Genomic DNA, 24960 nt, shown 5'->3' with positions numbered 1-24960 from the left:
CAATGCCGGGCATCAAGGACGTTGCGGAGCGGGCCGGCCTGTCCACGGCCACGGTTTCCCGGGCCCTGAGCGGCAAAGGCCATGTCTCGGCGCGCAGCAGGCAGCGTGCCCAGACCGCCGCCGCCGAGCTTGGCTTTGTCCTCTCCTATTCCGCCTCCAGCCTGGCCTCCGGGCGGAACCATAACGTTGGCGTCATGGTTCCGTCCGTCCACCGCTGGTTCTTCTCCTCCGTGGTGGACGGCGTCTCCGCGAGCCTCCTTGATGCGGGGTACGACCTCACCCTGTACAACGTCAGCGACAACGACGAGCGCCGGCACAACGTGCTGAACGACTTCCTGCGGCGCAAACGCGTGGACGCGGTCATTGCTGTGTCACTCGAACTGACGGAGGTGGAGATCCAGCAGCTACTCGCAACCCGCCGCCCGATCGTGGGAATCGGCGGCCCGCTGCCGGGAGCCTCGACCATCCGCATCGACGACTCGGGCATCGCCGAGGCTGCTGCCCGGCACCTGATCCAGCTTGGCCACACCAGAATTGCGCACATCACCGGCGACGCCGCGTACAACAAGGACTTCCGGCTCCCCGGTACACGCCAAGAGGGTTTCGAGAAGTCCATGCGGGACGCCGGCCTGGCTGTCCGCCCGGAGTGGCAGGTCTCCGCCGACTTCACCGTCCGGGGCGCGTACGCCAGCGCCAGGCGCCTGCTCGGGGGCTCCTCGGAACGCCCGACAGCCGTCTTTGCCGCTTCTGATGAGATGGCGATCGGCACTATCCTGGCCGCACGGGACTATGGGCTCCGGATACCCTACGACCTCTCCGTCATCGGCATCGATGGCCACGAGCTCGGTGAAGTATTCGGCTTGACCACGATCGACCAGGACGCCCGGGGCCAAGGCGCGCTGGCGGTGCGGCGTCTGCTGGCAGGGCTCGACGGCGGCCTGGACACCGCAGCCGAGGACACCGAGTACCCAACCCGCTTCATCATCCGCTCCAGCACGGCCGTGCCGCCGCTGGAGAGTGCGCCCCTCCGCGGCTAAGGTCCGGCGGGCAGCCCCGCCCCACGATGCCGGGCTCCCCGGCCCAAGCACACCCGGAGGCGTCAGTCTTCGGGACCGCCCATGAACCGCACGAACCGCTGCAGCACGACGGGCCAGCCCGCGGCGTACTCGGCCCGGGCTGCAGCGGGGTCCTCCGCCCCTTCCCAACCGCTGTGCACCAACCGGAGCTCGCTACCGCCCTCGACGGCGCGGAACGCCACGCGGAGCTCCGTGGACCACACCGCTGAGCTGCCGGGGTGCCAGCTCGCATGGAAAGACAGCGGCGGCTGCCAGTCGTCAATCGACCCCCACACCGCCGTCCTGCCGTCGTCCGCAGTCTCCAGGATGAGGTTCTCTTCGAACTCCACGTAGGACCCCGCCCCGAAGACGGCATGATCTTCCAGCGGCCACCAGAGATGGGTATGCTCCGTGAAGCCCACAAACGCCCTGGCGACGGCGCCCGGCACCACAACCGTATAGACGAGGGGCTCCAGACCATCGCCTGCCTCCGGTTCCGGGCTATCGGACGGGCCGGCAGAAGCGTGGCTGAAGAGGTTATCCATGGGCATTTACTCTACCCGCGACACGTGGGTTGTTTGGTGGTGGGGGGTTAAATGCGGGAGAGCCTCCAGAGTGTCTCTGGAGGCTCTCGACCGTAATTTATGTCCGGCGGTGACCTACTCTCCCACACCCTCCCGGGTGCAGTACCATCGGCGCTGTGGGTCTTAGCTTCCGGGTTCGGGATGGGACCGGGCGTTTCCCCCACGCTATGACCGCCGTAACCCTGTTACCCGTCCCCCGGGGCGCCTGGGCGTCGGGGGTGGGAAATCTTCGTGGTTACAACATGTGCTCCCGCCCGGTTGGGGGCGGGGGTGGTGTTGTTATTCAGTTGTGGTTTTCTTGTTCCCGTGGCAACAAAGCCGGCGGGACCGGGTTCGTTGGTTGGGAACCACATAGTGGACGCAAGCAGTCTTGTTTCTTTGTACCACCCCTTTGGTGCGAACCCCTTTTGAACGGGTTCGCGGGGTGGTGTGTGGTGTAAGTTATCGGCCTATTAGTACCGGTCAGCTTCACGAGTCGTTAGTCCTCGCTTCCACATCCGGCCTATCAACCCAGTGGTCTGGCTGGGGGCCTCTCACACACAAGGTGTATGGAAATCTCATCTCGAAGCGAGCTTCCCGCTTAGATGCTTTCAGCGGTTATCCCATCCGAACGTAGCTAATCAGCGGTGCACTTGGCAGTACAACTGACACACCAGAGGTTCGTCCGTCCCGGTCCTCTCGTACTAAGGACAGCCCTTCTCAAATTTCCTGCGCGCGCAGCGGATAGGGACCGAACTGTCTCACGACGTTCTAAACCCAGCTCGCGTACCGCTTTAATGGGCGAACAGCCCAACCCTTGGGACCTACTCCAGCCCCAGGATGCGACGAGCCGACATCGAGGTGCCAAACCATGCCGTCGATATGGACTCTTGGGCAAGATCAGCCTGTTATCCCCGAGGTACCTTTTATCCGTTGAGCGACGGCCATTCCACAATGTACCGCCGGATCACTAGTCCCGACTTTCGTCCCTGCTCGAGATGTCTCTCTCACAGTCAAGCTCCCTTGTGCACTTACACTCGACACCTGATTGCCAACCAGGCTGAGGGAACCTTTGGGCGCCTCCGTTACTTTTTAGGAGGCAACCGCCCCAGTTAAACTACCCATCAGGCACTGTCCCTGACCCGGATTACGGGCCGAAGTTAGATGTCCAAAGTGACCAGAGTGGTATTTCAACGATGACTCCACCCGAACTGGCGTCCGGGCTTCAACGTCTCCCACCTATCCTACACAAGCCACTCCGAACACCAATACCAAACTATAGTAAAGGTCTCGGGGTCTTTCCGTCCTGCTGCGCGTAACGAGCATCTTTACTCGTACTGCAATTTCGCCGAGTTTATGGTTGAGACAGCGGGGAAGTCGTTACTCCATTCGTGCAGGTCGGAACTTACCCGACAAGGAATTTCGCTACCTTAGGATGGTTATAGTTACCACCGCCGTTTACTGGGGCTTGAATTCTCAGCTTCGCCTTGCGGCTAACCGGTCCTCTTAACCTTCCAGCACCGGGCAGGAGTCAGTCCGTATACATCGTCTTGCGACTTCGCACGGACCTGTGTTTTTAGTAAACAGTCGCTTCCCCCTGGTCTCTGCGGCCCCTGCACGCTCCGGACAGCTAGTGTCCATCACGATGGGGGCCCCCCTTCTCCCGAAGTTACGGGGGCATTTTGCCGAGTTCCTTAACCATAATTCTCTCGATCGCCTTAGTATTCTCTACCTGATCACCTGTGTCGGTTTGGGGTACGGGCGGCTAAAACCTCGCGTCGATGCTTTTCTCGGCAGCATAGGATCACCAAATCCCCCCATACGGGGGTCCCATCGGGTCTCAGGCATCATGAACGGCGGATTTGCCTACCGTTCGCCCTACATCCTTAGACCGGGACAACCATCGCCCGGCTTGGCTACCTTCCTGCGTCACACCTGTTAATACGCTTGCCTCCCAGGATCAGGTCCCGCGCTCCACCAAAACCCTTCCACCACAAGGGCGGTCGGGCAGGTCTCGGGCGGTTAGTATCCCCTGTTCAGCATGGGCGGTTTTTCGCCGGTACGGGAATATCAACCCGTTGTCCATCGACTACGCCTGTCGGCCTCGCCTTAGGTCCCGACTTACCCAGGGCAGATTAGCTTGACCCTGGAACCCTTGATCATTCGGCGGACGGGTTTCTCACCCGTCTTTCGCTACTCATGCCTGCATTCTCACTCGTGTAGGCTCCACCGCTGGTTTACACCGCGACTTCACTGCCCACACGACGCTCCCCTACCACTCCAGACGCCTGAACCACGAAGGCTAGGCTAATGTCTGAAATCCACAACTTCGGCGGTGTACTTGAGCCCCGCTACATTGTCGGCGCGGAATCACTTGACCAGTGAGCTATTACGCACTCTTTTAAGGATGGCTGCTTCTAAGCCAACCTCCTGGTTGTCTTCGCAACTCCACATCCTTTCCCACTTAGCACACGCTTAGGGGCCTTAGTTGGTGGTCTGGGCTGTTTCCCTCTCGACTATGAAGCTTATCCCCCACAGTCTCACTGCTGCGCTCTCACTTACCGGCATTCGGAGTTTGGCTGACGTCAGTAACCTTGTAGGGCCCATTAGCCATCCAGTAGCTCTACCTCCGGTAAGAAACACGCAACGCTGCACCTAAATGCATTTCGGGGAGAACCAGCTATCACGAAGTTTGATTGGCCTTTCACCCCTACCCACAGCTCATCCCCTCCATTTTCAACTGAAGTGGGTTCGGTCCTCCACGACGTCTTACCGTCGCTTCAACCTGGCCATGGGTAGATCACTTCGCTTCGGGTCTAGATCACGCCACTGCAACGCCCTATTCAGACTCGCTTTCGCTACGGCTTCCCCACACGGGTTAACCTCGCGACGTAACACTAACTCGCAGGCTCATTCTTCAAAAGGCACGCCGTCACAACTACAAGGTTGCTCCGACGGATTGTAAGCACACGGTTTCAGGTACTGTTTCACTCCCCTCCCGGGGTACTTTTCACCTTTCCCTCACGGTACTGGTCCGCTATCGGTCATTAGGGAGTATTTAGGCTTATCAGGTGGTCCTGACAGATTCGCACGGGATTTCTCGGGCCCCGTGCTACTTGGGATACTTCACCAGGCGGTACACAACATTTCGGTTACGGGGCTCACACCCTCTCTGGCCGGCCTTTCAAGACCGTTCACCTATGCCTGTACTACTCACCCCACTGTCCCGGCAGAGACAGAATGGGAAGTCCCACAACCCCGACCATGCAACGCCCGCCGGCTATCACACATGGAACGGTTTAGCCTGATCCGCGTTCGCTCGCCACTACTGACGGAATCACTATTGTTTTCTCTTCCTGCGGGTACTGAGATGTTTCACTTCCCCGCGTTCCCTCCACGCACCCTATGTGTTCAGATGCGGGTCACCAGGCAGCTCGCGCCCCTGGCGGGGTTTCCCCATTCGGACACCCTGGGATCACAGTCCGGTTATCGACTCCCCCAGGCTTATCGCAGATTCCTACGTCCTTCTTCGGCTCCTAATGCCAAGGCATCCACCGTGTGCTCTTAAAAACTTGACCACAAAAGATCAAAAACGCTAATTCACGAGAGAACCACGAAAACCACCCGGACACCACCACCACAACCCAAAGGGCCACAGCACGCAGTACCCGGACAGATCCAGGTTCATATTCTTGGAAATTGCTTCTTATAAAAGATGCTCGCGTCCACTATGTAGTTCTCAAACAACAACCCCGTACCACACACCCCACACGAACCCCCACAAAAGGGGGGCCAAACCGTGCGCTCGGTGCAGCCAGGAAACCAGAAACAAACCAGCCCCGGAAGTTACCTCCCGGTCCTGTTGTCTCAGGACCCAACAGTGTGCCAAACACTACCCAGCGGAAACATTCCGGCCGCGTTCCAGGACCACCCCGCCATGATGACTCACAGTCAGGGGATCCGTACTAGCCGCCGGCATGTGCCGCCAGGCACCTATCTGCTGATATTCCACCCGTGAGCACCCGCCGCAGAACAAACGTCTGCGCAACGGGCGTACTCCTGACAACCCCACCACACGGGCATGCGCCCGGCAGGGTGGTTGTAGGTGCTCCTTAGAAAGGAGGTGATCCAGCCGCACCTTCCGGTACGGCTACCTTGTTACGACTTAGTCCCAATCGCCAGTCCCACCTTCGACAGCTCCCTCCCACAAGGGGTTAGGCCACCGGCTTCGGGTGTTACCAACTTTCGTGACTTGACGGGCGGTGTGTACAAGGCCCGGGAACGTATTCACCGCAGCGTTGCTGATCTGCGATTACTAGCGACTCCGACTTCATGGGGTCGAGTTGCAGACCCCAATCCGAACTGAGACCGGCTTTTTGGGATTAGCTCCACCTCACAGTATCGCAACCCTTTGTACCGGCCATTGTAGCATGCGTGAAGCCCAAGACATAAGGGGCATGATGATTTGACGTCGTCCCCACCTTCCTCCGAGTTGACCCCGGCAGTCTCCTATGAGTCCCCGCCATCACGCGCTGGCAACATAGAACGAGGGTTGCGCTCGTTGCGGGACTTAACCCAACATCTCACGACACGAGCTGACGACAACCATGCACCACCTGTAAACCGACCGCAAGCGGGGCACCTGTTTCCAGGCGTTTCCGGTTCATGTCAAGCCTTGGTAAGGTTCTTCGCGTTGCATCGAATTAATCCGCATGCTCCGCCGCTTGTGCGGGCCCCCGTCAATTCCTTTGAGTTTTAGCCTTGCGGCCGTACTCCCCAGGCGGGGCACTTAATGCGTTAGCTACGGCGCGGAAAACGTGGAATGTCCCCCACACCTAGTGCCCAACGTTTACGGCATGGACTACCAGGGTATCTAATCCTGTTCGCTCCCCATGCTTTCGCTCCTCAGCGTCAGTTAATGCCCAGAGACCTGCCTTCGCCATCGGTGTTCCTCCTGATATCTGCGCATTTCACCGCTACACCAGGAATTCCAGTCTCCCCTACATCACTCTAGTCTGCCCGTACCCACCGCAGATCCGGAGTTGAGCCCCGGACTTTCACGGCAGACGCGACAAACCGCCTACGAGCTCTTTACGCCCAATAATTCCGGATAACGCTTGCGCCCTACGTATTACCGCGGCTGCTGGCACGTAGTTAGCCGGCGCTTCTTCTGCAGGTACCGTCACTTTCGCTTCTTCCCTACTGAAAGAGGTTTACAACCCGAAGGCCGTCATCCCTCACGCGGCGTCGCTGCATCAGGCTTGCGCCCATTGTGCAATATTCCCCACTGCTGCCTCCCGTAGGAGTCTGGGCCGTGTCTCAGTCCCAGTGTGGCCGGTCACCCTCTCAGGCCGGCTACCCGTCGTCGCCTTGGTGAGCCATTACCTCACCAACAAGCTGATAGGCCGCGAGTCCATCCAAAACCACAATAAAGCTTTCCACCCCCCACCATGCGATGAGGAGTCATATCCGGTATTAGACCCAGTTTCCCAGGCTTATCCCAGAGTTAAGGGCAGGTTACTCACGTGTTACTCACCCGTTCGCCACTAATCCCCCCACAAGTGAGGTTCATCGTTCGACTTGCATGTGTTAAGCACGCCGCCAGCGTTCATCCTGAGCCAGGATCAAACTCTCCGTTGAAGTAAAACAAAAACAGACACAACCACCACCCCCGGGAAAACGGGAGAAAATGGCCGCACAAAATTTGAAACCAGCTGTAAAAACCAGACCACACCACGGGGTGGCATAATCCAGTCAATTCAACCAATTAATAATAAATTGGTATCAACAAACTTGGCACACTATTGAGTTCTCAAACAACAGACACACCCGGCACCACCACAACATCTCAGCCGTGGATCGCTCCGGAGCAACTTTTCAAACTTACCCGGCCGCTTCACCCTAGTCAAATCGGCCGTCCGACTCATTTTTGCCATAGGCATCTGGGTCGTGGTGGCCGATCAACTCCGGGGAGCAGCGCGGAAATAAACTCTACCACCACTTTGCCCCAGAGACAAAGGCCGCCGGAACGTCACCCGGCCTGGGTACCGAAAAGCCCGGAACCACAAGGATTCCGGGCTGTCGGGCCTTCGCTATGCGGCTAGGCCTTCGGCATGAAGAACGCGGCCCCCAGCGGGGGAAGCGTGACGGTAATGGAGGCCGGCTGGCCGTTCACTCCGGCTTTGGTCGCTGCCAGCGTTCCCTCGTTCTGCACACCCGAGCCGCCGTAGCGGGCGGCGTCAGTGTTCAGCACTTCCTCCCAGCTGCCTTCCGCCGGCACTCCGAGGAGGAAGTCCGCGTGCGGTGCGCCCGAGAAGTTGAACGCGCAGACCACCGGGTCACCCGCCTTGTCGCGTCGGATGAAGGTCAGCACGTTGCGGTTCGAGTCGCCTCCGTCGATCCACTGGAAACCTGCGGGATCGTTGTCGAGCTCGAACAGGGCCGGGGTGGAGGCGTAAAGCTCGTTGAGGTCCTTGGTCAGGAGCTGCACGCCATGGTGCGCGGGGATGTCAGCCAGGTACCAGTCCAGGCCGTGCTGTTCGGACCATTCCGCTTCCTGGCCGAACTCGGTACCCATGAAGATGAGCTGCTTCCCGGGATGCGCCCACTGGTAGCCCAGGAAAGCGCGCAGGTTCGCCAGCTGCTGCCAGCGGTCTCCCGGCATCTTGCGGAGCATGGAGCCCTTGCCGTGCACGACTTCGTCGTGGCTGATCGGCAGCAGGAAGTTTTCCGTGTACGCGTACACCATCGAGAAAGTGACGGTGCCGTGGTGCCACCTGCGGTTGTACGGGTCCTCGGCCATGTACTTGAGCGAGTCATGCATCCAGCCCATGTTCCATTTGATGCCGAAGCCCAGGCCGCCCTGGCTGGTGGGCGCAGTGACGCCCGGGAACGCCGTGGATTCCTCGGCAATCATGACGGCCCCGGGGTGCGTCTTGTAGACGGTGGCGTTGACCTCCTGCAGGAAAGAGATGGCCTCGAGGTTCTCGCGTCCGCCGAAACGGTTCGGCTGCCACTGGCCTTCCTCGCGGGAGTAGTCCAGGTAGAGCATGGAGGCGACGGCGTCCACGCGCAGGCCGTCGATGTGGAACTCCTCGAGCCAGTAGAGGGCGTTCGATACGAGGAAGTTGCGGACCTCCCGGCGGCCGAAGTCGAAGATCAGGGTGCCCCAGTCAGGGTGCTCGCCCAGGTTCGGGTCGGCGTGCTCGTAGAGGGCCTCGCCGTCAAAGCGGGCCAGCGCCCACTCGTCCTTGGGGAAGTGGGCCGGCACCCAGTCCAGCAGCACGCCGATGCCGGCCTGGTGCAGTTCGTCCACGAGGTGCCGGAACTCGTCCGGGTGCCCGAAGCGGGACGTCGGAGCGAAATAGGACGTCACCTGATAACCCCAGGACCCGCCGAAGGGGTGCTCCGCCACCGGCATGAATTCAACGTGCGAGAACCCGAGCTCTTTGACGTAGTCGACGAGTTCCTTGGCGAGTTCGCGGTAGGAAAGGCCGACCCGCCAGGAGCCGAGGTGGACCTCGTAAACGCTCATCGGAGAGTTGTGCGGATCCCGGGTGGACCGGGTCTCCATCCACTCGGCGTCCTTGAAGACGTAGGACGGTTCCACGACCCGGGATGCCGTCAGCGGCGGCACCTCGGTGCCGAACGCCAGGGGGTCCGCTTTCTCCACCCAGTAACCGTGCCGGGTCCGGATTTCGAACTTGTAGCACGCCCCTGCCAAAACGCCGGGGATGAAGAGTTCCCAGACGCCGGAAGAGCCGAGGGAGCGCATGGAGTGCTCACGTCCGTCCCACCCGTTGAAGTCGCCTTTGACGCGCACGGCCTGGGCGTTCGGTGCCCATACGGCGAAGGAAACCCCGTCGACGTCGCCGCGGACGGATTTGTAGTGCTGGACGTGCGCGCCGAGGACGTCCCAGAGGCGCTCGTGCCGGCCTTCGCCAATGAGGTGAAGGTCCACTTCCCCCACGGTGGGCAGGTAGCGGTACGGGTCGTCGACGGTCAGCGGCCCCTCGCCCTCGTAGGTCACGTCGAGGCGGTAGTCCGGCACATGGCCGGGCTCCAACGGGTCCAGCACGGCCACCCACACGCCGTTGGACTCGTGGTCCATGGGGACCGCGCCGGCCGCGGTGACGACGTTGACGGCCTCGGCCAGGTGCTTCACGGTGCGGATGGTGACGTGCCCGTGGTCATCGAAGTGTGCGCCGAGGACTGAGTGCGGGGCGTGGTGCTCGCCCGCCGCGACCCTCCCGAGGGTGTCCGCGTCCACGGGGAGCGGAGCTCCGGGCCGATCGATCCGTGCTGATCCTGTCATTGTGATACCTTCCGCTTCGGCTTCGGCCGGTTCGCCGGAGCCTGTACTGCCGAGGAGACGACGTGATGCGTTTACCGGGATGGAAAGCCAGTCCGGCCTGTTGCGTAATTCGTAGATTACTTCGTAAAGCGCCTTGTCGAGCCACAGGGCAACGAAGAGGGGCGAATCGCGGTCGATGCTTCCGGGCACGACCTCCGCGTAGCCCGCCAGGAAGGCCTCGGCGCAGGCGTCCACCCAGCCCGCAGGGACCGCCGCGTCGGCCGACTCCCGGACAGCGGCACCGGCCGCATAATCAAAGGACCGCAGCATGCCGACGACGTCCCGCAGCGGCACGTCGGGGAAGTTGCGTTCCGAAATGGGCCGCAGCGGCTCGCCCTCGAAGTCGAGGATGGCCCACCGCGGAGCCGCGCCGACCGCGCCGGGCACCTGGAGGATTTGGCCCAGGTGGAGGTCGCCGTGGATTCGCTGCAACGGCCCGGCACTGTAGCCGCGGAGACGCCGCAGGAGTTCCTCGAGGGCGGCGTCGTAGCCGCCCACTATGGTCCCCGCTTGAGCCCAGGACTGCCGGACGCGCTCGGCCACGCCGGGCGCTATGACACCGCCCGGAACAGCCTCGGTGGCCACGCCGAGGAACTCGGCCAGCCGCCGGTGCACGGTGGCCGTGGCTGCGCCGAGTGCGTGCGCCTCGGCGGTGAAGTCCCGTCCCTGGCTCGCCGCATCGACGGCCAGACGCCAGGCATCAAGCCCGCCGGCGAGGAACTCGTGGGCCACGGCGAGCTCGCCCTGCGCGGTCCGGGTCCCGTCCGTCGGGTCGCCCGTCGGGGTCTCCCATTCGCCCGTAACCCAGCCGAGCGTGGCCGGGACCTCCACCGTGCGACCGGCGGTCAGGGCTGCCCCGATTTCAACTTCCGGGTTCTGGCCCTCGGAGAGGACGCGGAAGAACTTCAGGATCGCCGCCGATTCGCCGTCGTGCACAATCACCGAACTGTTCGATTGCTCGCCGGACAGGACCTTGACCGTGCCGGTGGCGAACGGCAGGCGGAAGCCGGACGCCACGAGATGCCCGGCGGCGTTGCCCACCGGGGTTGTGCCGCCGCTGCGGATGAGGTCCAGCCACGCTGCGACAAAGCCTGGGTCGTGGACGCCGTCGTAAATCCAGCGCTGCCCGGCCACGGCACTCGGAGCACCGGCCCCCGCCGCAGCCGGCACTCCCGACGCGTCGCCGTGTGCGGCGCCGGCCAGGTCCGTCTCCCCCACCAGCGCGGACTCCGCACCGGGCAACGGAGTATGGCGGAAGCTGAGCGGCACGTGCACGACGTCGGTCCGGTTTCCGTCCGCCGTCGGGTAGGTGACCGCGAGCAGCCAGACCTCAAACTCGGCGTCGACGCGTCCTGGGGCCAGGCTCAGCGCGCCTACCGGTTCAAAGCTGAACTCAGCCGTCTTGACGGGAAACCAGCGCTGGCCCGGAAGCCAGCTGCCGAGCAGTCCGCTCAGGGCGGGGGGCAAGGTAGGTGGGGTCATTTCAGCCTTCGATGGACAGGATGGGCATCGCCTGGGTGAAGGGTGAGGCCGGATTGGAGGCAGCCGAGCGGATCCGCAGCCAGAAGAAATCGTGGCTGCCCAAGGTCAGGGTCAGAGTCCCGTCCTCGCCGATACCGGGGAAGGCCTGTCCGCCGAACACGTCCCGCAGCCCCCGCCCGGCGAACCTCGGCACCCGCAGGGTCGTCGCGACCGGGTGCTGGGAGAGGTTGAACGCACAGAGGATCGTTTCAGCGTCTTCACCGGCCGAATTGCCTGCCGGGAGCTCCCGCAAGTAGGCGAGGACGACGTCGTGGTCGGCTTCCACGTGCTCGAACCCGCCCAGCCCGAAGGCCGGGTGGTTTTTGCGGACGCTGAGGATCTGCCGCGTCCAGCGCAGCAGCGACCCCGAATGGGCGGCCTCAGCCTCGACGTTGGCCATGCTGTAGTTGTAGACCAGCGACTGGATCACCGGCAGGTACAGCTTGCCCGGATCCGCATGGGAGAACCCGGCGTTGCGGTCCGGGTTCCATTGCATCGGCGTGCGGACGGCGTCGCGGTCCTCGAGCCAGATGTTGTCCCCCATGCCGATCTCGTCCCCGTAGTACAGGAACGGGCTGCCTGGCAGGGACAGCAGCAGGGCATTGATGAGTTCGATTTCTGAGCGGGAGTTATCCAGCAGCGGGGCGAGCCGGCGCCGGATGCCGATGTTGGCGCGCATGCGCGGGTCCGGCGCGTACCAGCCGAGCATGGCGGCACGTTCGTCGGCGGTGACCATTTCCAGGGTCAGCTCGTCATGGTTGCGCAGGAAGGTGCCCCACTGCGCCCCCTCGGGAATGTTCGGGGTGTCCTTCATCGTCTCGATGATGGGCGCGGCCTTCTGGTCCCGCAGCGCGTAATAGAGCCGCGGCATGATGGGGAAGTGGAAGGCCATGTGGCATTCCGGTTCCTCTTCCGTGCCGAAGTACTCGACGACCTCGACGGGCGGCTGGTTGGCTTCGGCGATGATGACGCGGCCCGGGTAGCTTTCGTCGACCATCTTGCGCAGCTTGCGGAGGAACTCGTGGGTCTGCGGCAGGTTTTCGCAGTTGGTGCCCTCCTCCTCGAAGAGGTACGGGATGGCGTCGGCGCGGAAGCCGTCAATGCCCTGGTCCAGCCAGAACCGGACGACGTCGAAAAGCGCGTCGATGACCTTCGGGTTCTCGAAGTTGAGGTCCGGCTGGTGGCCGAAGAAGCGGTGCCAGAAGAACTGGCGGCGGATCGGGTCGAAGGTCCAGTTGGATTCCTCGGTGTCGACGAAGATGATGCGGGCGTCTTCGTATTTTTCGTCCGTGTCGCTCCAGACGTAGAAGTCGCCGAAGGGCCCGTCCGGGTCCTTGCGCGATTCCTGGAACCACGGGTGCTGGTCCGAGGTGTGGTTCAGCGGCAGGTCGATGATGACACGCACGCCGCGGGCGTGCGCCTCCGCCACGAGCCGTTTGAAGTCGCTGATGGTGCCGAACTCGTCAAGCACGGAGTTGTAGTCCGAGATGTCATAGCCGCCGTCGCGGAGCGGGGACTGGAAGAACGGCGGCAGCCAGAGGCAATCGACGCCCAGCCACTGCAGGTAGTCCAGTTTCTCGATCAGCCCATGGAAGTCGCCGGAGCCGTCACCGTTGCCGTCTGCAAAGCCCCGGACCAGCACCTCGTAGAACACCGCTTTGCGGTACCAGAGTGGATCGTGTTGGAGGCCGGGTGCGTTCAGTTCAAAAGACCCTTTCGGGCTGAAGTGCTGGTTGGGGTTGGTGGGGCTGAAACTCAATGCTGCTACCTCCGGATGCTAAGAATGTGGGCGGGTTCGACGTGGGCGTCCAGCCGGACGTAGTTGTACTCCCCCCATTCCCAGCTTTCGCCGGTCAAGAGATCTTCCACCATGAACCCGCCATTGTGCGTCAGGTCGTCGGGGTCCAGTTCCAGTGCGGCCAGGTCCAGTGACACGGTGCTCTCCCGGGTCCCGTGCGGGTCCACGTTGACCACGATGATCAGTGTGTCCTTGGTTCCGTCGGGGAGGGTCTTGTGCTTGGAGTACACCACTGTGGCGTCGTCCGTGCTGTGGTGGATCGTCAGGTTCTGCAGATCCCCCAGCGCGGGGTGGGTGTGCCGGATTTCGTTGAGCCGGGTCAGGTACGGGGCCAGTGTCCGGCCCGATGCGGCTGCCGCGTCCCAGTCACGGGCCTTGTACTCGAACTTCTCGTTGTCGATGTACTCTTCGGCGCCCGGCCGGGCCACATGTTCGTAGAGCTCGTAGCCGGCGTAGACACCCCAGATGGGGCTTGCCGTGGCGGCGAGGGCGGCACGGATCTTGAACGCCGCCGGCCCGCCGAACTGCAGGTACTCGGTAAGGATGTCCGGAGTGTTGACGAAGAAGTTCGGCCGGAAGTACGCGGGGGACTCGTGGCTGACCTCCTGGAAGTACTCCTCCAGTTCCTCCTTGGTGTTGCGCCAGGTGAAGTACGTGTAGGACTGCTGGAAGCCGGCGCGGCCGAGTGCGTGCATCATTGCCGGCCGGGTGAAGGCCTCCGCGAGGAAAACGACGTCGGGGTCCTTCTTGTTCACCTTGCCGATTAGCCATTCCCAGAACCACACGGGCTTGGTGTGCGGGTTGTCCACGCGGAAGATCTTCACTCCGTGGCTCACCCAGAGCAGGACGATCCGCAGGATCTCGTTGGACACGCCCGCGGGGTCGTTGTCGAAGTTGATCGGAAAGATGTCTTGGTACTTCTTCGGCGGGTTTTCGGCATAGGCGATGCTGCCGTCCACCCGGGTGGTGAACCACTCCGGATGGCTCTGCACCCAGGGGTGGTCCGGCGCGGCCTGCAGGGCCAGGTCCAAGGCAACTTCCAGCCCCAGCTCACCGGCCCGCGCCACGAAGGCATCGAAGTCTTCGAAGGTGCCGAGGTCCGGGTGGATGGCGTCGTGGCCGCCCTCCTTGGCGCCGATGGCCCAGGGCGAACCGGGATCGTGCGGTCCTGCCAGCAGGGTGTTGTTCGGGCCCTTGCGGTGCTGGACGCCGATGGGGTGGATCGGCGGCATGTAAATGATGTCGAAGCCCATGTCCGCAACGGCGTCGAGGCGCTTCGCGGCGGTGCGGAAGGTGCCGGAGGTCCATCCGCCGGTTTCGTGGTTGCGCACGGCGCCTTCGGAGCGCGGGAAGAATTCGTACCAGGCACCGCGGCCGGCGAGTTCGCGCTCCACGAGCAGCGGGTAGGGCTCGGAGACGGTCACGAGTTCGCGGATTGGCTGGCGTTCGACGATGTCCGTCACTTCCGCGGAGAAGCCGGCGGCGAGGCGTTCCTCGGGAGTGAGGGAAGTGTCGGACAGCACGACCACGGCCATCCGCAGCGTGTGCCGGTCGGCGGAGGGGCGGGAGGAGTCCTCGGACGCTTCGGCGAGCAGCGCGGCACCCTCGGCCAGCATCAGCTCGACGTCGATCCCGGCTTCCACTTTCACTTCGGCGTTGTGGTGCCAGGTGCCGTAGCGGTCGTGCCAGGCCTCGATCACGAAGGACCAGTTGCCGGTGCTGGACGGCGTCAGGAGCCCTTCCCAGCGGTCAGTACCCATGCCCCGCGGTCCCCGGGGCGTTTGGAGGCGGACGCGTTGGCGTTCCTTCCCGCGGGGATCGCGCAGCACGGCGCTGACGCCGAGCTGGTCATGGCCTTCCCGGAACGAGGTGGCACCAACCACCACGCTCTCGCCCACAACGGCTTTGGCGGGGAACTTCCCGTCTTCTACAGCAGGCTGCACGGCGGTGATCGGAAAGCGGCCAAATCGTAGGCCTTCCGTGATCAGGGCCTTCGGCTTTTGCTTGGACACGGCACTGGTTCGCGAGTTATTCGTCACAGGCTCGACGTTATCTAGAAATCCGGCAGATTGCTAAGCCTGCGAAGTTTTTTCCGGGGTTTCCGGATTTTTCCGGCGGTGATCCGTCATTTATAGGAAAGAAACCTAAACCGGTGACGTATCTCTCACCAGTCCGTTAGTGTTTCGCTCGTGAAGGCAATCCGCAGATTTACCGTCCGAACCGTTCTCCCGGAGCCCATCCGGCCGCTGGCCAGGCTCGCCACCAACCTGAGGTGGTCCTGGCACCGGCCCACCAGGGAGCTTTTCGAGGGGCTGAACCCCCGGATCTGGGCCGAGAGCGGCCACGATCCGGTGACGTTCCTTGGCCTCGTCAGCCGCGAAGAGTTGCAGCGCCTCGCGGCCGATGAGGACGTCGTGCGCCGCGTCCAGAGAGCGGCGGAGGACCTGGACCGGTACCTGCAACAACCCCGCTGGTACCAAAGCCTGGGCGATGACGCGCCGTCCTGCATCGCGTACTTCTCCCCCGAGTTCGGCATCACCGAGGTGCTGCCGCAGTACTCCGGTGGCCTCGGCATCCTCGCCGGCGACCACCTCAAGGCAGCCTCGGACCTGGGGGTTCCGCTGATCGGCGTCGGCCTCCTCTACCAGGCCGGCTACTTCAAACAGTCGCTGTCCCGCGACGCGTGGCAGCAGGAGACCTACCCGGTCCTGGACCCCGACGGCCTGCCGCTGACCCTGCTGCGCGAGGCCTCCGCGGACGGCACCGGCAAGCCGCTCCAGATCTCGCTGCCGCTCCCCCAGGGACGGCGCCTGCTGGCGCACGTGTGGCGGGCCGACGTCGGGCGCGTTCCCCTCCTGCTGCTGGATTCCAACGTTCCGGGCAACGACGACGCCGCCCGCGGCATCACCGACCGCCTGTACGGCGGCGGCGGTGACCACCGCCTCCAGCAGGAACTCCTGCTCGGCATGGGCGGCGTTAAGGCCCTGCGGGCATACCAGAAGCTCACCGGTAGCCCTGCCCCGGAAGTGTTCCACACCAACGAGGGCCACGCCGGTTTCCTCGGGATCGAACGAATCCAGGAAATGATGTCCGCCGCGGAGCCGATGAGCTGGGAAGAGGCCCTGGCCGCCGGCCGCGCTTCCACCGTGTTCACCACCCACACGCCGGTCCCGGCCGGCATCGACCGCTTTGAGACCTCGCAGATCCAGCACTTTTTCGAGGCCGGGCTGGCGCCGGACGTACCGGTGTCCAAGATCCTGGACCTCGGCCGGGAGGACTTCACCGACGGCAACCCCTTCGTTTTCAACATGGCGGTCATGGGCCTGCGCCTCGCCCAGCGCGCCAACGGCGTCGCTAAGTTGCACGGCGTGGTCTCCCGCGGCATGTTCTCCGCCCTGTGGCCGGGTTTCGACCACTCGGAAGTGCCGATCACCTCGGTCACGAACGGCGTGCACGTCCCCACCTGGGTGGATCCCCGCGTCTCCAAACTGGCACGCGACCAGTTTGGTTCCGAGGCGGAGGCCCTGGGCAGGTGGGACCTTGCCTACAATGTCAGCGACAAGGACGTCTGGGCCCTCCGCCGCGAGATGCGGGTATCGCTCGTTGACGATGTCCGCCGCCGCCTTCGGGCCGCGTGGAAGAAACGCGGCGCGGCCGACGCCGAGCTGGCCTGGACCGATTCCGTGTTGGACCCGGACATCCTGACCATCGGCTTTGCGCGGCGTGTGCCGACCTACAAGCGACTCACTCTCATGCTGCGCGAACCCGAACGCCTGAAGGCACTGCTGCTGCACAAGACCCACCCGATCCAGCTGGTGATCGCCGGGAAGTCACACCCGGCCGATGATGCCGGCAAGAAGATGATCCAGGATTTGGTCCGCTTCACCGATGATCCCGCGGTGCGCCACCGGATCGTTTTCCTGCCCAACTACGACATCGCCATGGCCCGGACGCTGTTCCCCGGCTGCGACGTGTGGCTCAACAACCCGTTGCGCCCGCTGGAGGCCTGCGGAACATCGGGCATGAAGGCGGCCATCAACGGTTCACTGAACCTGTCGGTCCTGGACGGCTGGTGGGACGAGATGTACGACGGCGAGAACGGCTGGGCGATTCCCACCGCCAACAACGACGCCTCCCCGGAAGAACGCGACGACATCGAAGCGGCGGCGCTCTACGAGCTGCTCGAGACGCAGGTGGCGCCGCGCTTCTACGGGCTGACGGTGTCCGACGGCGCCGGCGCCGCGGGGCCGTCGCAGCCCGGCCCGCAGAAGGTGCCCACGCACTGGGTCTCGATGATCAAGCACACGATGTCGCACCTGGGACCGCAGGTGTCCGCGGACCGGATGCTCAAGGACTACGTCAACATCCTGTACCGCCCGGCTGCCCTCGCCGGCCGGCGGGCCATGGCCGACAACTACGAACAGGCGAAGGCCCTCGCGGCCTGGATTTCCCGGGTCCGCGCGGCCTGGCCGCACATCCAGGTGGAACACGTCGACTCGATGGGTGTTTCCGAGGACCCGCAGATCGGGGATATCCTCCAGGTCAATGCGTACGTTGCCCTTCGCGAACTGAGTCCGGAGGACGTGTCCGTGGAGGTGGCCTACGGCAAGGCCGGGGACAGTGACGAACTCGCCGATATCACGGTGGCGGAACTGAAGCCGGCCGAGGACCTCGGGAAGGGCCGGCACCTGTTCAGCGGCACCATCCTGATCGACCGTTCCGGGTCTTTCGGCTACACCGTCCGGGTGCTGCCCACACACGAGGCGCTCGCGTCCAAGGCGGAACTGGGCCTGATCGTCAACGCCTGATCCTGGAGTCGCCGGCGGCGCCGGCTGCCTCGTTAGGTTAGAGGCAGACGGCGATGATGTCGAGGTGCTTCCCGGCGTAGCGTTCAGCGTCCTGCAGAACTTCGCAGATGATGCCGAAAGAGCGGTCCGCGCGGAACCCGGACGGCACCTGCCAGATGAACGTGGTGGGGGTCAGTCCGTCGTCGGAGACTGAATCCGCGAAGTCGTGCAGCGAGTCATTGAGGGCGTCGAGGTCCAGCCCGTCGTCGGCCTGGAAGTCGATGGTCTCCGCGAACGCCTCAAGGACCGTCTGCCTGGTGTCCGCTGCGGGAACCAGCAAGGCGCGGCGGCCGGCGTCGCCGACCAGTGCCTGCAGTTCCTCGATGGTCCAGGTGTCTGCCGAATAAATCTTCATGGTTCCCCTAAAGGGTGCTAGTCAGAGTGGGTCCCGGAGGCCGAGGCTGCCGGGCTACGTGCGATAGATGCTGATCGAGTTGGCCTGCACCACGTCGCGCTCCCCGGAGGACACCCGGACGCCCTGGCGCCGGTCGTGCAGTTCGGAGGTGGTCAGGCGCAGTTCGAAGAGCCTGCTGCCGGTGCCGTCCTCGTTGCTCAGCAGTGGCAGGGTGACCTTGACGTCCTGGGCGCTGCCGTTGACCACCACCAGCCCGTCCATGTGTCCGTCGTCGGAGCCGAGCAGGAGCTGGACCACGCGGTGCGCCGGATCCTGCCAGATCTCCCCGGACATCCGTTCCCCGTGCGCGTCGAACCAGTGGAAGTACGACTGCTTCTCGCGGGTCGGATAGTCGTGCGGCTGGCCGGCCAGGAATTCCTTTCGCATCCGGATGATGCGCTTGGTGGTGCGCAGCATCGCGTGTGACTCGGGCGTGCTGGTCCAGTCGATCCAAGTGATGGGGTTGTCCTGGCAGTAGGCGTTGTTGTTGCCTTGCTGGGTCCGGCCCAACTCGTCCCCCGCGGTGATCATGGGCACGCCCTGGGAGACCATCAGGGAGGCCATCAGATTGCGGCTGGTCTGGGCGCGCCGGGCCAGGATGTCCTCGTCCTCGGTGCGGCCCTCGAAGCCGTGGTTGTAGCTGCGGTTGTCCCCATGGCCGTCGCGGTTCTGCTCGCCGTTGGCCTCGTTGTGCTTGCGGTCATAGGACACCAGATCGGCCAGGGTGAAGCCGTCGTGGGCCGTGATCAGGTTGACCGAGGCCAGCCGGGACCGGCCCGAAGCCTCAAAGAGGCTGGCGGAGCCGGACAGCGCGTCGGCGAGGCGGGCCACCGAGCCGCCGTGGCCGCCGGCGTCGATCGCTGCGCGGTCGGCGAGCCAGAAGGTGCGGACGGCGTCACGGAAGTGATCGTTCCAGTCGACCCAGCCGGCCGGGAAGCGTCCGGTCTGCCAGCCGCCGTAGCCGATGTCCCAGGGCTCCGCGATCAGCTTGGAGGTGGAGAGAACGGGGTCGGCGGCGATCGCGACCAGGAACGGGTGGCGGGGATCGAACTCGTTGGCGGCGTTCCGGGCCAGGGTCACGGCCAGGTCAAACCGGAAGCCGTCGATGTGGAATTCGTTTACCCAGTAGCGCAGGGAGTCCAGGACCAGCTGGACGACGCGCGGTTCACCGAAGTCCAGGCTATTTCCACACCCGGTGGTGTCCACGTAGCGGCCGTGGCCGTCGTTGCGGTAATACTGCATTTCGCCCAGGCCACGGAAGCTCAGGGCACGCCCGTCGGTGCCGCCCTCGGCCGTGTGGTTGTAGACGACGTCGAGGATGACTTCCAGGCCGGCGGCATGGAGGAGCTTCACCATTCCCTTGAACTCATCCTGGACAGCCTGGGCCCCGGCGGCCTGTGCCGCCTCGGTGGCGTAGCCGGGGTGCGGGGCGAAGAACGCGGCCGTGTTGTAGCCCCAGTAGTTAGTGAGTCCGAGGCTCTGCAGATGCGGTTCGTCGACATGGAAATGGACCGGCAGCAGCTGGACCGAGGTGACGCCGAGGGCGATGAGGTGCTCGATCACGGCAGGGTGGGCCAACCCGGCGTAAGTTCCCTGGAGGTGTTCCGGCACGTCCGGGTGCAGCATGGTCTGGCCGCGGACATGGGCCTCGTAGATGATCGTGTTGCGCCATGGAATCCGCGGGCTGCTGTCCACGCCCCAGTCGAAGTCGCTGATCATGCGGACGTTCGTGATGAAATTCTCGCGCTGGTCCACCGCCCGCCCGTACGGGTCCAGCAGCAGCGGCTGGTCGCCTGCAGCGTCGAAGTCCACGGCCGGCATGGACAGCGGCAAGGCCTCGTGGTCCGGCGAGGGGCGGAGCCCGTAGCGGGAGCCGACAGGGAGGCCCTCCACGATGCCGTGGTGGACGCCGTTGGTCACATTGGGCAGCGTCTTGAGCTGCCAGGCGCCGCCCGGGGCCTGGTAGGCAATGTCCAGCGTGGTCACGGCAGGGGCGTAGACAGCCACGTTCGCGAAGGCACCCCGAGGGTCGTCCATGACCGGTGAACCCGTACTTGGAACGCTGAGGCCCAGCGGAAACGCGCGCGAGGCGTCTACGGTGGAGGCTGTATCTATGTAAGGCATGACCATTGCCTATAGCTTAGCGGGGTGGAACAAACCGCCCCTTTTCCTGTTTTCCTGACCATGTGCAGTGTACGGAAAAGACCGTTGCATACTGGAATGAAGCGCCGACATTGGAGGTAACCGTGCGGATTGCACTGGCTCAAATCATCACCGGACGCGATCTTGCCGCGAATCTGTCGCTCGTGGAGGACTACGCCCGGCGGGCCAAGGCCGGCGGCGCGGACCTCGTGGTCTTTCCCGAGGCGGCCATGCGCGCCTTCGGCAATTCGCTGCTGGACATCGCCGAACCCCTGGACGGCCCTTGGGCCACGCGCCTCCGCGCCATCGCTGCGGAGCATGACATCGCCATCATCGCCGGGATGTTCACCCCGGGAACGGCCGACGACGGCGCGCCCGGCAAAGTCCGCAATACCCTGCTGGTCACCGGCCGCGGCCTGGATACCAGCTACGACAAGATCCACCTCTTCGACGCCTTCGGTTTCGCCGAATCTGACACCGTGGAAGCCGGCAAGGACCCGGTCACCTTCCAGCTCGACGGCGTGACGTTCGGACTCGCCACCTGTTACGACGTCCGGTTCCCTGCGCTCTTTACCGAGAACGCGGACCGCGGAGCCGACGTGAACATCGTCTGCGCCTCCTGGGGATCCGGCCCCGGCAAGGCCGAGCAATGGAAGCTCCTGGCCCGCGCCCGCGCCCTGGACTCCACCACCGTGGTCCTTGCCTGCGGCCAGGGCGATCCCGCCAGCCAGGGAAGCGCGGTCAAGGGTACTGCCCCCACCGGCGTGGGGCACTCCGTCGCCGTGTCCCCCTTCGGCGACGTCCTCGAAGAGCTCGACGGCGGCCCGGGCCTGCTGTTCGTCGACCTGGACACCGCCATGGTCAAGGAAGCCCGAACCAAACTCCCAGTCCTCGCCAACCGCCACAAGTTCTGAGCCTTGCGGCCGGGTTCCTCGTGGTCGCCTCCGCGCGCGACGGAAGGTCCACTTTCGCTGGGCTACTTCATCAGGACAGTCGGACATGAGCGTCAAGCAAGAGTTAAGGCAACCGCTCCCTCACGAGAGGTGAGGGAGCGGTTTGAACACAGCGAATGGTGCGGGAGCCAACGGCGATAGGCAGCGTACGGTCATAGCCGGAAGCGGAGTTTTGCGAAGGAGCGCATCGCCGACCAGAGCGTAGCAAGGCCGCCAGCGGCCGCGCGGAGCGTCGGGAGGTGTCTAAGCGACGGCAAAACTCCGGTGACGGCGAAACCCAGCCACTACTAAGACGGCGGCCGAACCGCCGAAACCGGAATGGACTACTTGGCGGAGCGCTGCCGGGAGATCTCGTAGAGGGAGATGCCGACGGCCATGGAGGCGTTGAGCGACTCCATCGCGGAGTCGATCGGGATGGAGACGATCTGGTCGCAGTTTTCGCGGACCAGGCGGCTCAGGCCCTTGCCCTCGGAACCGACGACGATGCAGACCGGCTCAGTGGCCAGGGACAGGTCCGGCAGTGAGACGTCGCCGTCGCCGTCGAGCCCCAGAACGTAGATGCCCATGTTCTTGAACGCCTTGAGCGTGTTGTTCAGGTTGGCGGCGCGTGCGACGGGGACGCGCACGGCGGCTCCCGCGCTGGTCTTCCAGGCCGAAGCGGTAACGCCGACGGAGCGGCGTTCCGGGACAACGACGCCGTGGCCGCTGAAGGCAGAAACCGAGCGGATGATGGCGCCGAGGTTGCGCGGATCGGTGATGCCGTCCAGCGCGACGAAGAGCGGTGCGTTGGCGACGTGGCCCTTCTTCCAGCTCGCGAGGGTTTCCTCGGCGAGCTCGTACGCGTCCTGGTACTCGTACGGCGGGATCTGCAGCACGAGGCCCTGGTGGATGGCGTCGTCGGTCATCCGGTCCAGCTCCGGCTTGCCGGTTTCCAGGAGCGGGATACCGCGTTCGGCGGCCAGCTTGAGGGATTCCTTGACCCGGTCATCCATCTCGATGCGGATGGCAACGTGGAGCGCTTTGGCAGGAATGCCAGCGCGCAGTGCTTCGACCACGGAGTTACGTCCGGTGACGACTTCCTCGGTGGCGCGGCCCTTGGGGCCCGAGCGGGCGCCGGCGTTACGCGGGGCACCCGGCCGTTTGGCCGCAGAGCGTTCCGCGAGCTGCTTGTTCTTGTGGGCCTTGTGGTACGGGCGGTCCTCCGCCTTGGGCGTGGGGCCCTTGCCCTCAAGAGCCTTGCGGCCATGACCGCCGGTTCCGACGGTGGGGCCCTTCTTCAATTTGACCGACCGGCGACCGTTGTTGGCCATGATTTCCACCCTTTTAAATACGCGATTCGTTGACAAGTCTGAACTCCAGTCTACTGACTCGAGTTAAATCGTCGACCGGGGGCCGTGATGGTGGCGTTCCCGTTGCCCAGTTGGGGCCGCGGCGGGCCGGCTCCTCAGCTGCGCTTAAGGCTCCAGCTTGCGCCGTCGGCACCGTCCTCGACGACGACGCCGGCCGCCGCGAGGGTGTCGCGGATGGCGTCCGAGGCTGCCCAGTCCTTGCCGGCCCGGGCCTGCGCCCTCGCCGCGAGCTGCGCCTCGACGAGAACGCCGAGGGCGGTGTTGCTTTGTTCGTCCACTGCCGGGGCCGCGGTGTCGTTGAGACCAAGGACACGCAGCATGTCGGTCGCGCTGTGCAGCGCCCTGCGGGCGTCGTCGAGTTCGCCGGCGGTGAGTGCTGTGTTGCCGGCGCGGACGGTGTCGTGCAGCACCGCCAGTGCCTGCGGGACGTTGAGGTCATCATCCATGGCCGCCGCGAAAGCATCGGGGACGGTGCCGTCGTTGTCCGACGCCGGGCCTGCACCGTCCACTCCGGCAAGGGTCCGGCTCGCGCGGCTGAGGAAGCCATCAATCCGCTCCATGGCGGCGGCGGCCTCCTGCAAGGAGGTGGGCTGGTAGTCGAGGATCGAGCGGTACTGGGCCTGTCCCAGGTAGTAGCGGACCACCCGAGGCGACGCCACCGCCAGCATTTCGGACGGGCTGACCGTGTTGCCGATCGACTTGGACATTTTCTCCCCGGCGTAAGTGACCATGCCGTTGTGCATCCAGAAGTTGGCAAACGGGTGCCCGGCTGCCTGCGACTGCGCCATCTCGTTTTCATGGTGCGGAAAGCGCAGATCGAGGCCGCCGCCGTGGATGTCGAACTCCGTGCCGAGGTATTTGGTGACCATCGCCGAGCATTCCAGATGCCAGCCCGGCCGGCCGGCGCCCCAGGGCGACGCCCAACTCGCCGTCGTCGGCTCCCCGTCCTTGTGGCCCTTCCAGAGCGCGAAGTCGCGCGGATCCTTTTTACCGCGGGGGTCAGCGTCCGGGGCGCCCTGCATGTCGTCCACCTTCTGCCGCGTCAGCGAGCCGTACTTGCTCCAGGAGCGGACGTCGAAGTAGACGTCGCCGGAGCCGTCCGGCGCGGGGTAGGCGTGGCCCCGGTCGATCAGCTGTTGAATCAGGGCGTGCATCTCCGGGATGTGGCCGGTGGCGCGGGGTTCGTACGTGGGCCGGGAGACCCCGAGGGTGTCGTAGGCCTTGAGGAACTCCTGCTCATACCGGTAGGCCAACGCCCACCATTCCTCCTCCCGGACCGCACCGGGCTCGTCCTCGAACTCCGGACCGAAGGAGGCCATGGACTTGGCCAGGATCTTGTCGTCGATGTCGGTCACGTTGCGGACCACTGTCACGCGGAAGCCCCGGTACTGCAGCCAGCGGGTGAGCTGGTCGAAGGCGATGGCGGAGCGGATGTGCCCCACGTGCGGCATGCCCTGCACCGTGGCGCCGCAGTAGTAGAGGCTCACTTTGCCCGGAACCAGGGGGACGAAGTTCCGGACTTCGGCGGATGCAGTGTCGTAAAAGCGCAGGGTCACCGCTCCAGATTAGCCGATGGCCCCGTTTCGCCCGCCCGCCCTGTCGGCCCGCAGCGCGCCGCGGTCCTGGACACGCCGGTTACTTGCAGTACTCGCCGATCTTGTTGATCTGTTCCCTGAACTGATCCGTCTGCTCGGCGGTCTGGGTTCCATCGGGGGTGGCGGCCACATCTTTCATCACGTCCGCCATCTTCTGGATCGGGGCGGACACCTCGGGGGCCACCTTGTCCGCGACTTCCTGGTAGTGCTGGGCGATCTGGCCCGCCCGCTCCTTCTGGGTTCCGGTGGGCACGAAGTTGTCGCCGTTGAGGAAGGCGCAGCTCTCCTGCACACTCATTCTGGCGGGCGCCGGCGGCGTCCCCGATCCCGCGCAGCCGGTCAGCAGCGTTCCAGTGAGGAGTGCGACGGCGGCGGCCAGCTTTTTCACGG

12 protein-coding genes and 3 rRNA genes are annotated in these 24960 nt (G+C 64.2%); 3 read left to right on the top strand and 12 right to left on the bottom strand.

Translation table 11 applies throughout. The annotated features are described in order from the left end of the window. Positions 1–2: 2 nt before the first annotated feature. On the top strand, positions 3–1037 hold the full coding sequence (locus OM977_RS03210; protein ID WP_264356107.1) for a LacI family DNA-binding transcriptional regulator: 1035 nt from the start codon (positions 3–5) through the stop codon (positions 1035–1037). A 62-nt stretch (positions 1038–1099) separates the two neighbouring features. Here OM977_RS03210 and OM977_RS03205 read toward each other — a convergent pair whose 3' ends face one another. The 7 genes from OM977_RS03205 to OM977_RS03175 form a co-directional block, all read right to left on the bottom strand. Next, positions 1100–1600: an SRPBCC domain-containing protein gene (locus OM977_RS03205; RefSeq protein ID WP_264356106.1), complete on the bottom strand. Its 501-nt coding sequence runs from the start codon at positions 1598–1600 to the stop codon at positions 1100–1102. A gap of 101 nt (positions 1601–1701) precedes the next feature. Further along, a 5S ribosomal RNA gene (rrf, locus tag OM977_RS03200) occupies positions 1702–1818 on the bottom strand. A 252-nt stretch (positions 1819–2070) separates the two neighbouring features. Next, positions 2071–5196 (bottom strand): 23S ribosomal RNA (locus tag OM977_RS03195). 538 nt (positions 5197–5734) lie between these two features. After that, positions 5735–7258: ribosomal RNA gene (locus tag OM977_RS03190) — 16S ribosomal RNA — on the bottom strand. The 16S, 23S and 5S rRNA genes sit together here, the layout of an rRNA operon. A 460-nt stretch (positions 7259–7718) precedes the next feature. After that, positions 7719–11453, bottom strand: coding sequence for a 1,4-alpha-glucan branching enzyme (locus OM977_RS03185; RefSeq protein ID WP_264356105.1), 3735 nt, complete (start codon positions 11451–11453; stop codon positions 7719–7721). 1 nt (position 11454) lies between these two features. After that, on the bottom strand, positions 11455–13251 hold the full coding sequence (gene treS, locus OM977_RS03180; RefSeq protein ID WP_264356104.1) for a maltose alpha-D-glucosyltransferase: 1797 nt from the start codon (positions 13249–13251) through the stop codon (positions 11455–11457). 5 nt (positions 13252–13256) lie between these two features. Further along, positions 13257–15329 (bottom strand): alpha-1,4-glucan--maltose-1-phosphate maltosyltransferase, encoded by a 2073-nt coding sequence (locus OM977_RS03175; RefSeq protein WP_270103101.1) that lies wholly within the window; start codon positions 15327–15329, stop codon positions 13257–13259. Positions 15330–15479: 150 nt separating this feature from the next. Here OM977_RS03175 and glgP point away from each other — a divergent pair, with 150 nt between their 5' ends. Next, positions 15480–18098, top strand: coding sequence for an alpha-glucan family phosphorylase (gene glgP, locus OM977_RS03170; RefSeq protein ID WP_264356103.1), 2619 nt, complete (start codon positions 15480–15482; stop codon positions 18096–18098). A 37-nt stretch (positions 18099–18135) separates the two neighbouring features. Here glgP and OM977_RS03165 read toward each other — a convergent pair whose 3' ends face one another. After that, on the bottom strand, positions 18136–18492 hold the full coding sequence (locus OM977_RS03165) for a barstar family protein (RefSeq protein WP_264356102.1): 357 nt from the start codon (positions 18490–18492) through the stop codon (positions 18136–18138). A 54-nt stretch (positions 18493–18546) separates the two neighbouring features. Continuing rightward, positions 18547–20661, bottom strand: a complete 2115-nt coding sequence (gene glgX, locus OM977_RS03160) for a glycogen debranching protein GlgX (RefSeq protein WP_264356101.1) — start codon at positions 20659–20661, stop codon at positions 18547–18549. A gap of 116 nt (positions 20662–20777) precedes the next feature. Between glgX and OM977_RS03155 the strand changes: the two genes are divergently transcribed. Continuing rightward, positions 20778–21587, top strand: a complete 810-nt coding sequence (locus tag OM977_RS03155) for a carbon-nitrogen hydrolase family protein (protein WP_264356100.1) — start codon at positions 20778–20780, stop codon at positions 21585–21587. Between the two features lie 362 nt (positions 21588–21949). Here OM977_RS03155 and rlmB read toward each other — a convergent pair whose 3' ends face one another. From rlmB to OM977_RS03140, 3 genes are all read right to left on the bottom strand, one after another. Further along, on the bottom strand, positions 21950–22936 hold the full coding sequence (rlmB, locus tag OM977_RS03150; RefSeq protein WP_264356099.1) for a 23S rRNA (guanosine(2251)-2'-O)-methyltransferase RlmB: 987 nt from the start codon (positions 22934–22936) through the stop codon (positions 21950–21952). Positions 22937–23070: 134 nt separating this feature from the next. Further along, complete coding sequence (gene cysS / locus OM977_RS03145; RefSeq protein ID WP_264356098.1) at positions 23071–24531, bottom strand: cysteine--tRNA ligase; 1461 nt, start codon at positions 24529–24531, stop codon at positions 23071–23073. A gap of 79 nt (positions 24532–24610) precedes the next feature. Then, entirely contained in the window at positions 24611–24958 is a 348-nt protein-coding gene (locus OM977_RS03140) for a hypothetical protein (RefSeq protein ID WP_264356097.1), read from the bottom strand. Positions 24959–24960 lie beyond the last annotated feature (2 nt).

The sequence above is a fragment of the Pseudarthrobacter sp. MM222 genome, from assembly GCF_947090775.1.
Taxonomy (GTDB): Bacteria; Actinomycetota; Actinomycetes; order Actinomycetales; family Micrococcaceae; genus Arthrobacter.
The sequence above is the reverse complement of the archived record's forward strand: the minus strand, read 5'-3'. Positions and strand labels throughout refer to the sequence as shown.